14 protein-coding genes are annotated in these 12,631 nt (G+C 36.9%); 2 read left to right on the plus strand and 12 right to left on the minus strand.

What is annotated here, in order from left to right:
* The 4 genes from QWY88_RS04470 to rpsB all read right to left on the minus strand — a co-directional run bounded on the left by QWY88_RS04470 (position 1) and on the right by rpsB (position 3,866).
* Positions 1-645, minus strand: coding sequence for an ABC transporter ATP-binding protein (locus QWY88_RS04470; RefSeq protein WP_304544533.1), 645 nt, complete (start codon positions 643-645; stop codon positions 1-3).
* A gap of 28 nt (positions 646-673) precedes the next feature.
* Entirely contained in the window at positions 674-1,891 is a 1,218-nt protein-coding gene (locus QWY88_RS04475) for an NAD(P)/FAD-dependent oxidoreductase (protein ID WP_304544535.1), read from the minus strand.
* A 149-nt stretch (positions 1,892-2,040) separates the two neighbouring features.
* Positions 2,041-3,096, minus strand: coding sequence for a translation elongation factor Ts (gene tsf, locus QWY88_RS04480; protein WP_304544537.1), 1,056 nt, complete (start codon positions 3,094-3,096; stop codon positions 2,041-2,043).
* A 2-nt stretch (positions 3,097-3,098) separates the two neighbouring features.
* Positions 3,099-3,866 carry a 30S ribosomal protein S2 gene (gene rpsB / locus QWY88_RS04485; RefSeq protein ID WP_304544539.1) on the minus strand — a complete coding sequence of 256 codons (768 nt, stop codon included), beginning with the start codon at positions 3,864-3,866 and terminating at the stop codon, positions 3,099-3,101.
* A gap of 312 nt (positions 3,867-4,178) precedes the next feature.
* Here rpsB and QWY88_RS04490 point away from each other — a divergent pair, with 312 nt between their 5' ends.
* Positions 4,179-5,798: a DUF3373 family protein gene (locus QWY88_RS04490; RefSeq protein ID WP_304544541.1), complete on the plus strand. Its 1,620-nt coding sequence runs from the start codon at positions 4,179-4,181 to the stop codon at positions 5,796-5,798.
* A 55-nt stretch (positions 5,799-5,853) separates the two neighbouring features.
* Here the strand turns inward: QWY88_RS04490 and bcp are convergent, their stop codons facing one another.
* From bcp to mqnP, 8 genes are read right to left on the minus strand one after another with little or no spacing between them, the layout of a single operon-like run.
* Positions 5,854-6,321, minus strand: coding sequence for a thioredoxin-dependent thiol peroxidase (bcp, locus tag QWY88_RS04495; RefSeq protein WP_304544543.1), 468 nt, complete (start codon positions 6,319-6,321; stop codon positions 5,854-5,856).
* Positions 6,322-6,333: 12 nt separating this feature from the next.
* Positions 6,334-6,810, minus strand: coding sequence for a DUF420 domain-containing protein (locus QWY88_RS04500; RefSeq protein ID WP_304544545.1), 477 nt, complete (start codon positions 6,808-6,810; stop codon positions 6,334-6,336).
* Positions 6,811-6,812: 2 nt separating this feature from the next.
* Complete coding sequence (locus QWY88_RS04505; protein ID WP_304544547.1) at positions 6,813-7,412, minus strand: DedA family protein; 600 nt, start codon at positions 7,410-7,412, stop codon at positions 6,813-6,815.
* Positions 7,405-8,433, minus strand: a complete 1,029-nt coding sequence (gene murG / locus QWY88_RS04510; protein ID WP_304544549.1) for an undecaprenyldiphospho-muramoylpentapeptide beta-N-acetylglucosaminyltransferase — start codon at positions 8,431-8,433, stop codon at positions 7,405-7,407. The genes QWY88_RS04505 and murG overlap by 8 nt, the downstream gene beginning before the upstream one ends.
* Complete coding sequence (locus QWY88_RS04515) at positions 8,430-9,605, minus strand: FtsW/RodA/SpoVE family cell cycle protein (protein ID WP_304544550.1); 1,176 nt, start codon at positions 9,603-9,605, stop codon at positions 8,430-8,432. The genes murG and QWY88_RS04515 overlap by 4 nt, the downstream gene beginning before the upstream one ends.
* A gap of 5 nt (positions 9,606-9,610) precedes the next feature.
* Positions 9,611-10,087, minus strand: coding sequence for a DUF6115 domain-containing protein (locus QWY88_RS04520; RefSeq protein WP_304544552.1), 477 nt, complete (start codon positions 10,085-10,087; stop codon positions 9,611-9,613).
* A 44-nt stretch (positions 10,088-10,131) separates the two neighbouring features.
* Positions 10,132-10,656: a hypothetical protein gene (locus QWY88_RS04525; RefSeq protein WP_304544554.1), complete on the minus strand. Its 525-nt coding sequence runs from the start codon at positions 10,654-10,656 to the stop codon at positions 10,132-10,134.
* Positions 10,653-11,513, minus strand: coding sequence for a menaquinone biosynthesis prenyltransferase MqnP (mqnP, locus tag QWY88_RS04530; RefSeq protein ID WP_304544556.1), 861 nt, complete (start codon positions 11,511-11,513; stop codon positions 10,653-10,655). The genes QWY88_RS04525 and mqnP overlap by 4 nt, the downstream gene beginning before the upstream one ends.
* Before the next feature lie 81 nt (positions 11,514-11,594).
* Between mqnP and miaA the strand changes: the two genes are divergently transcribed.
* On the plus strand, positions 11,595-12,503 hold the full coding sequence (gene miaA, locus QWY88_RS04535; protein WP_304544558.1) for a tRNA (adenosine(37)-N6)-dimethylallyltransferase MiaA: 909 nt from the start codon (positions 11,595-11,597) through the stop codon (positions 12,501-12,503).
* Positions 12,504-12,631 lie beyond the last annotated feature (128 nt).

Below are 12,631 nucleotides of genomic sequence, written 5' to 3' on the forward strand. Positions count from 1 at the left end.
CTATTTTTCTCTTTTTAGCTCTTTGTCTTCTAACCGGTATACTTTATCGCACAACTGTGCAAGCCCCGTATCGTGCGTAACTAAAACCATACCGGCATCGTTTGCTTCACAATATTCAAAAAACAACTCCATCACCTCATGGGCAGTTTTATTATCCAGATTCCCAGTCGGTTCATCTGCGAAAATAATTTGTGGTTTTTTTGTTAGTACCCTTGCGATCGAAACACGTTGTTGCTGACCGCCGGAAAGCTCTGTAACTTTTTGTTTTATACAATGCTCAATATCGAGTCTTTTTAACAACTCTTCATCTATGGGCTGCTGGGATAATATCTCTGCAACCTCTAAATTTTCATACGCTGAAAAACCGCGGAAAAGATAATGAGACTGAAATACAAGTCCAATTTTATCTCTTTTGATCTCTGCCAGCTTACTTTTAGAGAGATTGTAAATATCTTCTCCAAAAAGTTTCACGCTGCCACTTTGAGGTTTTAATAATGATGAGATGATATGTAAAAGTGTCGACTTTCCACTTCCGCTTAAACCGATGATAGCTATACGCTCTTTTTTATTTAAAGAGAATGTTACATCATCAAAAAGTTTATAATCAAATGAGTGAGAAAGGTTGTTTGCTTCTAAAATTTCCATAAAAAGATTATAGTAAAAAGTTACTAAATTAATCTTGTGGAGTACAAAATATCTTTTGGCAACCTTTTTTTGAGTGTTTATCGAGTTTGAATAGATAAAATTTTTCGATCATCTTTTTCATTACATATGCAGGGAAACCGTGCAAATAAAAACCAAAAACCTTTCCACAAGCGTAGCGTCTTCCTAAAGCGATAAGTATTCCTCTTTGTCTCACTTTATGTTTTACTAACTTCTTCTCAGTTACTTTTCTCATAATATTTTTTGCTGCACATCTACCCATCTGTTCTGCTATATCTGCCGTAGGGGGTAAACGGTTTTGATTTTTATCATATATTGTTGTGCAGTCTCCAACAACAAATACATCTTCATAATCGATACTTTGAAGATACTCATTAGTCTCCAAATAGCCTTGTTGATTTTTCGATAATTTCAGATTAAAAATAAGCCCGTTTGGCTCAATACCACCTGCAAATATCATAAAATCCATCTCGATCTCTTCACCGTTAGTCAGCGATACTGTTGTTGGTGTCAAACTTTGCACTTTAGCATTTTTCTTAATTGTAACATCAAGTTTGTTGAGATGTTCTTCAGAAAATTTTGCAAGTTTTTCATCTAAACCTTTTAATACATGTTCCGATGAATTAACCAGTATAATATTGAGCTTTCTACATAGAAAGTGGTTGTTTTTATAAAATTCTTGTGCAAATGATGCCATTTGTGCAGAGATCTCCACACCGCTTAAACCTCCACCTGCAATTACAATATTTAGAGGTTTACAGTAAGTTCCCTCTTGATCGATCTTTTGAAAAAGACTCATCTCAAACTTTTGCTTAAAGTACATAGCTCTGTGGAGGGATTTAACACCGTATGCATACTCTCTTAAACCAACGATATTTGAAAAGAATTTTGTTCTAGCCCCTACTGCAATTATCAGATAGTCATAGTTAATTCTTTTTCGATCAGATATAACTTTTTTATTTTTAAAGTCAACACTCTTTATCTCTTCTTTTAAAAAAGTGACATTTTGATCAAATCCCATACAGTAAGTAAAAAGATCTACACTCACTTGGGCAAAATCATGTTCATTCGCGATTAGATCATACACATCCGTCTGCATAAAATGGTACGCTTTTTTATCAATAAGTACGATCTCGTTATCTTGGTCTTTGGCGAGTTTTTTTAATGCATTGAGTCCGGCATAACCGCCACCGATGATCACGATTTTATTTTTTTGATCTTTTTGCATAAAAAGATTATAGCATGTTAAAAGGAATTTATATAAGGAATATTAATATGTAAGGAGGGGTGGGAAAAGGGTAAGTACCCTTAGCTCTATATTGAGCTCCCGTGAACATTTTTCTTAGAAAAATGTTCGATACGCACAAACTAAGGGCATTAACCCATTTGTGCAGCTACTTCAGCTGCGAAGTCATCTTCAACTTTCTCGATACCTTCACCCACTTCAAGACGGATAAAGTCAACGATCTCAGCAGTACCGCCAAGAGCTTTAGCAGCAGCTTCAACAGCCTCTGCTACTGTTTTTTTATCGTCAAGTACGTAAGTTTGGTCAAGTAAAGCTTGCTCTTTATCTAAAGTAGTGTTGTCATCAACAAAACGAGCTAAAGAACCAGGGATAATTTTGTCCCAGATTTTTTCAGGTTTCCCTTGAGCTGCAAGATCAGCTTTGATATCTTCTTCAGCTTTTTTCATAATTTCGTCAGTTAATTGCATCATAGAAACGAATGATGGAACGTTTTTAAGTGTTTTACCTAAACGTGCTAACTCTTCGTTTTCTTTTTTAATAGCTTCGATACGACCTTTAGTTTCAGACTCAACGAATTCAGAAGTGAAATCTTTGTAGCTTAAAACTTGTGGTTTCATAGCAGATGCGTGCATTGCAACTTGCTTAAGTACGTCTTTCATACCTTCAGCAGTTTTTGCAGAGTCACATTTAGCTTTTACGATTACAGCGATACGGTTGTTAGAGTGAACGTAAGCGTTCATTGCAACTGTATCATCTTCAGCTTCTAAAGTACCGAAACGACGAAGTTCGATCTTCTCACCGATTTTTGCAACTGTTTCAGTGAAGTATGAACCGAATTCAGTTCCCATTACACCAGCAACATCGCTTGGGTTAGTGTTGAATACTTCTTCAGTAGTTTTAAGAACTAAATCTTTGAAACCTTCATTTTGAGCAACGAAGTCAGTTTCAGAGTTGATTTCAACAACTGTAGCTTTAGATAAATCATCAGCAATTTTAAGACCTACAAGACCTTCAGCTGCTACTCTATCAGCTTTTTTAGCTGCTTTAGCGATACCTCTTTCTTTTAAAAGCTCTTTCGCTTTTTCGATATCTCCGTCAGCTTCAACTAAAACTTTTTTACAATCCATCATTGGAGCGTCAGTTGCAGTTCTGAGCTCCTTAACCATTGCTGCTGTAATTGCTGCCATAATTATGCTTCCTCTGTAGTTTCTACTGCTTCTGTAGCTTCAGTTGCAGTTTCTTCAGATGCTTCCTCAGTTGAGTTATCAGCACCACCTTCTGCTAAAGCTTTCCCTTCGTTGATAGCAGCAGCCATCTCACGACAGAAAAGTTGAATAGAACGGATAGCATCATCATTACCTGGAATTGGGTAAGTGATAAGGTCTGGATCACAGTTAGTATCTAGTGGAGCTACAACTGGGATTCCAAGTCTTTTTGCTTCAAGAACTGCTGTGTGCTCTTTTGCAGCATCGATAATGAAAAGCATATCTGGAAGTTTTTTCATATCACGGATACCACCGAAATACATCTCTAATTTCTCTTTAGTTCTAGAAAGCATTAAAGCTTCTTTTTTAGTTAAAAGATCAATTTGACCGTTTTCTTGCATCTCAGTAATTACGTCAAGTTTACGGATAGATTTTTGAATAGTTGGGAAGTTAGTAAGCATACCACCTAACCATCTGTTATCTACGTAAGGCATACCACAAGAAAGTGCAGCTTCTCTTACAGAGTTACGAGCTTGTTTTTTTGTACCAACGAAAAGTACTGTATTACCTTCTGCAGCAGCATCTACTACGATTTGGTAAGTGTTACGGAAGTAACGTAAAGTTTTTTGTAAATCTAGGATATAGATATTTTTACGAACACCGAAAATGAATTTTTTCATTTTTGGATTCCAACGACGAGTTTGGTGACCGAAGTGTACACCACATTCTAATAGGTCTTTCATAGTTACCATATAAGGTCCTTTAAAGGCTTCTTTTGCGAGCCAGAATTTATGTTAGTTTGCTTTGGAAAATGTCGAACGATGGCTCTTATGTTTGAAGAGGTCGCACTAACTTTTTTGACATTACCTGTTAATATTTTCAACCACTAGGGAGGAAAAATCGGCGAATTATACTGAAATTATGTTTAAGTTAAGCTTTTCTGAATAAGACTTTTTCATATTATATTTTTATCACAGAGTTTAAAAAAAGATTTATATATATTAATGTATAGTAACGGAATTAATGCAGAAAGTATTAATAAATGTAATACGAAAAGGGAAGAGATGAATAAGCCTTTATTATTATCATTGGTCGCTTCAGCTACTATTATGGGGAGTAGTTTATCAGCAGATACAATGTATGATCGATTTGAAGCGATGGAACTTAAAATGCAGACAATGCAAAAAGAGTTAGATGAGCTAAGAGCTAAAAAGTCAGTATCAAAGGATGAAGAAGCAGATGATGAAGAAGCAACTGCAGACTCAGAAGATGATGAAGAAAAAGTAGCCAGTGCAGAGTCTGATGATGAAGAGGACGATGAAGAGGAAGATAGCATTGAGGATCAAATAGCAGAGATCCAAGAGAACATTACAGAACTCAACAAAGCTACTAACGGTAGTCATCTCAAATTCGGTGTAGATTACAGATTCGCACTTGAAAATCTAAACTATAAAATGGCAGATGGAAGCGAAGCTAAAAACGATGCCTTTATGACAAACAGATTTTGGCTAAACATGGACTGGGCGGCTACGAAAAATCTAAGCTTCCACGGTCAACTGGCTTACAACAAAGCTTTTGGTGCAAGAAGTGGCTGGAATAATAATCAAGCCGGATTTGAAACATTTGACTGGATTACTAATGAGAATGCATACGATGATGTACTTCGTGTAAAAAATGCATACTTTCTATATACTAATAATGAGTTTATCGGAGCAGATATCCCTTGGACATTTAGTATAGGTCGCCGTCCGTCTACAAACGGTCACCTTATAAATTTAAGAGATGATGACCGTGCAGCATCTCCTCAAGGGCACACTATCAATGTTGAATTTGATGGTTTAAGTGCAAAATTCGGACTTGAAAATATTACAGGCGTAAACGGTATGTATGTTAAGTTCTGTGCAGGACGTGGTGGAAGTAACGCAGCTCCTAAGTTTTTCTCGGTAAATCCAACAACGTATCAACCTGTTCCAAATGCTCCATATGCTACAAATCCAGGGGATATAGCAGATATTGATTTAGCCGGTTTAATCTTTAGAGTCTATAGCAATGGACAATATACTTTTGATACACAGTTTTACTATGCTAATAATTTAATTGATGCTGATATTGACAGTACTACTGGTGTCATGTCAGGAATGAAAACTGTTGGAGGCCTTTATAGCGGGACTGCTAGTTTTATGGTTAACGGTATCGGTGAAGGGTATAGTGATTACCTTGATGATACTATTTTCTTTGCAAGTGCTGCTATGACTAAAACTGATCCAAAACAAGATGCAAGTATGCTTGGTGCTCCTATTGGGGAAAGCAGAACTGGTTACTCTTACTGGGTAGGTTTACAAATGCCTTCACTCTTTACTGAAGATGGAAAATGGGGTCTTGAGTATAACCACGGTACAAAATACTGGAGAAGTATTACATACTCTGAAGATACAAATATAGGTTCAAAAGTTGCTGCCCGCGGTAATGCATATGAAGTATATTTCACAGAGTATTTAGTAGAAGATATCTTATCTATGCAGATTCGCTATACATATATTGATTATGATTTTACTGGAAGTAATTATTTCTTTGGAGAGACAACAGGTACGCCATATAAGATTTCAGAACTTACTGGTACTGATGCTGCTGTCAATGTTGACAAAGCACAAGATATCCGTTTTTATATCAGATATAAATTCTAAAAAACAAACTAGACATCTTGTCTAGTTTTAATACTCTTAGCTCAAGCTAAGAGTGTTAAGCTTGTAATTCTACGAGCTTCTCTTTTACAGCTTCAACATGCCCTTTTACACGAACTTTATCCCAAACAGCTTGAACAACACCTTTAGGATCGATTATAAAAGTTGAACGGACAATTCCCATATATTCACGGCCGTAATTTTTCTTAAGCTGCCAAACACCGTACTCTTGCATCATATCTGTTGATTCATCACTTAGTAGTGTAATGCTAAGATTTTGTTTTTCAATAAAGTTACGGTGACGTTTTGTACTGTCTGCACTTACACCTAAAATAATAGCATCCATATCTCCAAACTGAGGCTCCGCTTCAGTAAACTCACACGCTTCAGTCGTACAACCAGGAGTTGAATCTTTTGGATAAAAATAAAGTACTATCCATTTTCCTTTGAGATCACGTAAACAGATCTCCACATCATCCTGATTCGGTAAACAAAATTCCGGTGCGTTTGCGCCAACTTCAATCATATATTTTCTCCTTTATATAAATAGTGATATATACACCCAGATACCTGTCATAGATGTAAAAATAATACCTAAAAAACTTTTAATAGCCATCAGTTTATGAGTTTTAGACATCTCTCCGGGTATTACATCGTTTTTAAACCATTTGTTTGCTTTTATAATTGTAAGTGTCCAGTAAGCGAAAGTAGCAACTGCAATAGAAATATGAAAAACTAAAACAAAAAGTGCATATGTATAATTTACTTCAGTATCAGATGCAAAAGTGGTAAATCCCCCACCGATTCTTACACCATATTCAAAATATATAACAACGATTACAGAAACTACATAGATCAAATTTTGTGCAAAAGCATGCATTTTATAATTGCTTTTTTTTGCAAACAAAATAGCACCGAAAATCAATAACGGTAAAACTGCTACTATTAACGTAACAACATCCATAAAAAGCGGTGCTCTTGTACCAAAAAATCCACTTGAGAACATATAGTCCATTTTTAAACCCTTTTTGTTTTGATTTTATAATATATGAAAGCAAATATTATAACTAAAATAACTACAGAGAAAGTTATTTGTTTGAGATACTGATCTATCAGCTCTTGATTTTCACCTATGAAGTACCCTAAAAATATAAGAACCAATGACCACAGTCCTGCACCCAAAGCAGTATATATTGAAAACTTTACAATATCCATATGCGCTAAACCTGCAGGGATCGAGATAAGTTGACGAACGGCAGGAATGAGTCGCCCCGTAAAAGTTGAAATAGCACCGTGCTTTGTAAAAAAGCTGTCCATTTTAGCAAGTGTCTCTTTAGATATGAAAAAATATTTTCCATATTTTTTTAAAAATCTGCGCCCTACAAAATATGCCAGATAGTAGTTGATAAGTGCACCCACCATAGAACCGCCAACGGCACTCAAAGTAATTAAAACTATATTCATCTTCTCTTGAGATGCGAGATACCCGGCAGGGACTAATACTATTTCACTAGGAAACGGGATAAAACTCGATTCTACCGCCATTAAAATAAAAATACCCGGATATCCAAACTCAAATATCTGGTCAACTAAAAACTGTGCTAATTCCTTAAGCATGAAGTATATCCCTCACCTCTTTGATCATTTTTGTTGCAACATTCTCTTCATTATAATTCAAGAGCTTTTCACTTTTATTTTTAAGATCACTCTCTTTAATTGCATGAAGCAGTTTCGAGCGTAACTCTTCACCCTCTCGCTCACACCATCCCAACTCATGATCTACGATAAACTTTGCATTATAATACTGATGATCACCTGCTGCATAAGGGTATGGGATGTAAAATGCCGGACATCCGTTTGTACTCAACTCCCAAAGTGTTGAAGCTCCTGCACGGCTTACCGCCATATCTGCTTTTTCGATCAAAGCAGGCAGCTCTTTTGTAAACCCGTAGAGTTCAACATCGTCAATGCCGAGTTTTTTATACTCATCCTCTACCCTTTGCAAGTCACTCTCTCCCGCTTGATGAATAATTTTTATTCCCTGTTTTTTTAACTTCCAAGCTATACTGAGAGCAAGATCGTTAATAGCACGTGCTCCGTGACTGCCGCCTAAAAATATAATCGTTTTTAATTCTGTTCTTACCCTTGCAGTTTTTACAAAAAGCTCTTTGACCGGATACCCTTGAATCTTAGAATCTTTCTCGTAAGCGGAGATAAAACGTTTAGCAAACGGTTTTAAAATTGCATTGAGTCGTCCCGTTTTCGCATTTTGTTCATGTATGAAAAGGGGTTTAAATAAAGAGAGCGTTGCAAAAGATGCCGCTGCTGCAGAGAAACCGCCGACACTGTAAGTTGCTTCTATTTTGTGTTTCTTTAAAATCTTTCTCGCTTCTAAAAAAGCTTTAAACACTTTATAGAGTGCTTTTATCTTTCCTAAACCTCTTTGGTTTACAACACCGGTAGTCTCCAAAAAATATACATGGGAAAACTCACTATGCTCACCAAAATATTTTTGGTCCTGACCTTTGTTTGAACCGATAAATATCGCTTCATCACCATCATTTACAACAGCTTCAACCAATGCCTCTGCCACCATTAAATGACCGCCGGTTCCACCACCTGTTATACATATTTTCATAAGCTTTTCCCACTCATATTTGCTTTTTTGGATGCCATGAGCACCATACCCACAGATAAACAAGCACCCAGCATCGCCGAACCACCGTATGATAGAAATGGAACCGAGATCCCTTTAATAGGGGTGATTCCACTGATACCGTAAGCATTTACCAAGAACTCAAACGACAGTACTAAACCTATCCCTATGCTAAAAAGATAGATACTTGTATCTCTGGTGCGGTTTGCTATTTTAAATATTCTTTGCAGCATCCACATAAAAATAAATACTACAAAAACTATCCCTATAAATCCAAATTCTTCGGCAATCCCCGCTAAAACAAAGTCGGTATGAACTTCCGATAAAAACCCGAGTTTAAATGTACCGTTACCAAGACCCACACCAAAGAGTCCACCGTTATGGATAGCGTTTAAAGAGTGTCCTATTTGATACGGTTCCACCTCAACAGGTACACGCAGCTTATCGGCAATAAAGTCCGGCATAATTTCAAGTACCGAGTTTTGTGCCAATGCCCACCAAGATTTAATACGGGCAATACGGTGCTCAGCCGTAAGTATAAACAATACGACTGCTCCGAAGATTCCACCCAATATACTCAGGAAAAATTTAAAACTGCTCCCTGCAAAAATAAGCATAAACAGCAGTGTCCCGCCAAGAACCACTACCTGTCCTAAATCTTTTTGTAAAAAGGCGATAATAAACATTGCGGCAACAAACACAACCGCATAAGGGAGGAAACGGCGAAATTCACTTCTTATCCCCATGCCGTTATGGTGCCCGAGCTTACGGGAAAAACTCCAAGCCAGGAAGTAAACAAATCCAACTTTAAAAAACTCTACGGGAGCTAAAGAGAATCCTGCTACCTTTATCCAGCGTTTTGCTCCCCCAACTTCCGAAACCACACTCTCAGGTAAAAAAGGCATAGCGATCATTAAGATAAGTGAGCCGAAAAAGAGTGAGAACCCAAGGGGTTTTAAATGTTTGTCCGGATCTCCCAAAGAGAGCACATAAATAAGTACAATCCCTACAAAACCAAAAGCACTCTGACGGATTGCAAAATGGAACTGATTTGTGTCAAAGAGTAAAACCGTATACTCTGTCAGTGAATAGGAGATAATTATACTTAGTCCTATTAAAATAGATACTAAAGTAAAAAGTTTTCTATCCGCCATTAATACTACTTAATTTTATTGATTTTAAGAACAAACTCTACTTCAGGTTTTGAAAGATGAAGTTCTTTTGCAATTGTTTCGATCGATACACCCTGCTTAAAAAGTGAAATGATTTTTTCATCATCGTTTGCATGGATAGATGTCGGGATAGAGAACTGTTTTACACCGCTTTCAAGCTGTGCAATTCTATGTTCTATCTGCCCCTCAATAATTTCAATGTTTGACTGTAATTGTTTCATAGCTATAGAGAGCGGTTGTACCATATCATAGACACTTCTTTCAATCTCTTGATAGATCTCATCATCATTCATTCTTTGTGAATTTGATTGAAATTTTGTCTCAGCTTCTGAGAGTTGTTTTTTAAGATAATAAAGCTCACGATTTAGGTCTTCCACCACAGAAGCAACCGAGCGGATATTTTTTGAGTATGTCGTGTCTTTTGTATAAACATAATATAAAAGATATAGGATTATGAGTGCCATTATGACAACAACATACTCTAACTGAAAATTTATCTGCGCTAAATTCAACTTTTCTTCTCTCTTAATTCTCTAATCAGTACACGTTCACGGGCAGTCATATATGATGCCCACTCTTTTTCGTCTCTTTCATGGATACGGGTAAATTTTGCCAAAGTAGGACTCTCTGCCTTAAAAAACACCCCTACATCTCTTTTTGGATGTACAGGCATCTCAATACGCCCATAGTAAGTTTTTCCAACCTCTAAAGCCGGCTGTTTTAGTTTGAAGTGCTCAAATCCAATCCCTTCAATATCCTCTTGGGTTGTCAACGAAACTCTTTTAGGAGTTTCATTTTTTAAAAATGCTTCAAGTGCATCCACTTTTCTGTGGAGTTCCACCAGTAGATTTAAAAGTACCGGATCACTCTCGGATGCTTCCCCTCTTGCTTTTGCAAGTTTCAGCCATTGACTGATCGGGTCATCATCACTTTCACTTAAACTTTGAAACTCTCTTTCGTAATTTTCAAGATCTAAATCTGCTTCACTAAAAGAGATACTTATCGGTGCGGGTACTAAACGTGGTTCATTCATGCAAACATCCTATCAAGTACAATTAAGATAAAAAATACAATCCCCAGATAACCGTTAACCGTAAAGAATGCTCGATCAATTTGTGTAAAATCACGGCGTACCAGTTTTTGCTCATACGCAAGAACCAGCCCGCTCCCCGCAGCTGCTAAAAGTGCAAAAAATCCAAGGTCTGCCGCCCAAACGAAAAGGAGCCAAAACAGCACCGCAAGTCCGTGAAAAATTGCCGAGATAAAAAGTGTCGATTCTGCACCGTATTTTGACGGGATAGAATGCAGACCTTTCTCTACGTCGTACTCCATATCTTGAAGTGAATAGAGCAGATCAAATCCTGCCACCCAAAAGATAACACCAAGAGCAAGAAGTACCGACCAGATAGGGATAGCTGCACTCACCGCAATAACTCCGGCAATTGGAGCAAGTCCCAGTGAAATCCCTAAAATAATATGTGCCATTGCAGAGAAACGCTTAAAGTATGAGTATGATCCAAGTACTAACAAAATCGGGATAGAGAGTTTGAATGCCAAGGGGTTTATCAAGTATGCTACTACAATAAAAGCTAAAGCATTTACAGCGATAAAAATCAGTATTGCGCTTGCATCAAGTCTGCCGTCAACATTTGGACGGTTTGCAGTACGAGGATTGTGTGCATCGATATCTCGATCGGCATAACGGTTTACACCCATTGCAAAGTTTCTTGCAGTTACAGCTGCTAACGCTCCTAAAAAAAGAAGTCCGAAACCAAACCATCCGTTAGCTGCTACTACCATCGCTATAAAAATAAACGGCAGTGAAAATATAGAGTGTTCAAACATTACAAGTTCGTTAAAGTCTTTCAGCTTTTGTTTTAAATCTTGCAAACTCTCACCCTTTTTGTATAATTTAAGCTATTTTATCCAAACTTGCTTTAAAATGATATAACTCAATGGTATAATTCTAAAATGAAACAACTCGCAATCATAGGTCCGACCGCATCAGGAAAAAGTGATCTCGCAATCAAAATAGCACAAAAAATAGATGCCTATATACTCTCTATCGACTCACTAAGTATCTATAAAGAGATCGATATCGTATCTGCTAAACCCTCAAAAGAGGAGCTCTCTTTAATAAAGCATTTTGGCATAAATGAACTCTCCCCAAATGAGTACTTTAGTGTCGAGATACTTATCAAGATCTATCAAGATGTTGTAAAACGATGTCGACAAGATCAGAAAAACCTCGTAATTGTAGGGGGGACCTCTTTTTACCTGAAATCTTTACTCGATGGCTTATCCCAATTACCCGATATCTCGGAGGAGATAACATATAAAGTCCAGAAAAAACTTAAAAACCTCCAAGAGTCTTATGAGTGTCTTAGTAAAATAGATCCCGATTATATGAAAAACATCGCTCAAAACGATCGCTACAGAATTGAGAAAGCGCTTTTGATTTATGAAGCTTCAAAGATCTCACCAAGCGAATGGTTTAAACAAAATCCTCCAAAACCTGTCATAAAAGATTTAGAGGTTTTTAATATCGATGTTGAAAGAGAAGTGCTTCGCGAGAGAATCAACAAGCGTACATCTAAAATGGCTGAGATGGGGCTCATTGATGAAGTAGCTTATCTCGAGCAAAAATATACGCGTAGTCCCAATGCAATGGCGGCGATCGGCATCGTTGAAGTACTTGATTACTTAGATGGAAAAATAGAAAAAGATGAGATGATACAACTCATTGCGATCCATACGGCTCAGCTTGCCAAAAGGCAGCAGACGTTTAATCGCACTCAGTTTGAAAATATAACGAGTGCGAAACTTGAAGATCTCGAGGAGATTATTTTAAATCATAACTTTTTATTCCAAAACTCCTAAAGATTTGAGAGAATTTAGACTTTTATAATTATGAATACTTTTTGGAACATGTGTAACTCATAATTACCAATATACTCCAAAATCTAAGCATTCTAAGACAAGTGAGTTATTTGACAACTTATAATATT

It is taken from the genome of Sulfurimonas sp. hsl 1-7 (assembly GCF_030577135.1).
Lineage (GTDB): Bacteria > Campylobacterota > Campylobacteria > Campylobacterales > Sulfurimonadaceae > Sulfurimonas > Sulfurimonas microaerophilus.

Coding starts and splice junctions, on each gene's coding strand:
- QWY88_RS04490 (WP_304544541.1), top strand. CDS start 4,179: ATGAATAAGCCTTTATTATTATCATTGGTCGCTTCAGCTACTATTATG.
- QWY88_RS04515 (WP_304544550.1), bottom strand. CDS start 9,605: ATGGCGGATAGAAAACTTTTTACTTTAGTATCTATTTTAATAGGACTA.
- QWY88_RS04505 (WP_304544547.1), bottom strand. CDS start 7,412: ATGCTTAAGGAATTAGCACAGTTTTTAGTTGACCAGATATTTGAGTTT.
- miaA (WP_304544558.1), top strand. CDS start 11,595: ATGAAACAACTCGCAATCATAGGTCCGACCGCATCAGGAAAAAGTGAT.
- QWY88_RS04475 (WP_304544535.1), bottom strand. CDS start 1,891: ATGCAAAAAGATCAAAAAAATAAAATCGTGATCATCGGTGGCGGTTAT.
- QWY88_RS04500 (WP_304544545.1), bottom strand. CDS start 6,810: ATGGACTATATGTTCTCAAGTGGATTTTTTGGTACAAGAGCACCGCTT.
- bcp (WP_304544543.1), bottom strand. CDS start 6,321: ATGATTGAAGTTGGCGCAAACGCACCGGAATTTTGTTTACCGAATCAG.
- murG (WP_304544549.1), bottom strand. CDS start 8,433: ATGAAAATATGTATAACAGGTGGTGGAACCGGCGGTCATTTAATGGTG.
- rpsB (WP_304544539.1), bottom strand. CDS start 3,866: ATGGTAACTATGAAAGACCTATTAGAATGTGGTGTACACTTCGGTCAC.
- QWY88_RS04520 (WP_304544552.1), bottom strand. CDS start 10,087: ATGGCACTCATAATCCTATATCTTTTATATTATGTTTATACAAAAGAC.
- QWY88_RS04525 (WP_304544554.1), bottom strand. CDS start 10,656: ATGAATGAACCACGTTTAGTACCCGCACCGATAAGTATCTCTTTTAGT.
- QWY88_RS04470 (WP_304544533.1), bottom strand. CDS start 645: ATGGAAATTTTAGAAGCAAACAACCTTTCTCACTCATTTGATTATAAA.
- tsf (WP_304544537.1), bottom strand. CDS start 3,096: ATGGCAGCAATTACAGCAGCAATGGTTAAGGAGCTCAGAACTGCAACT.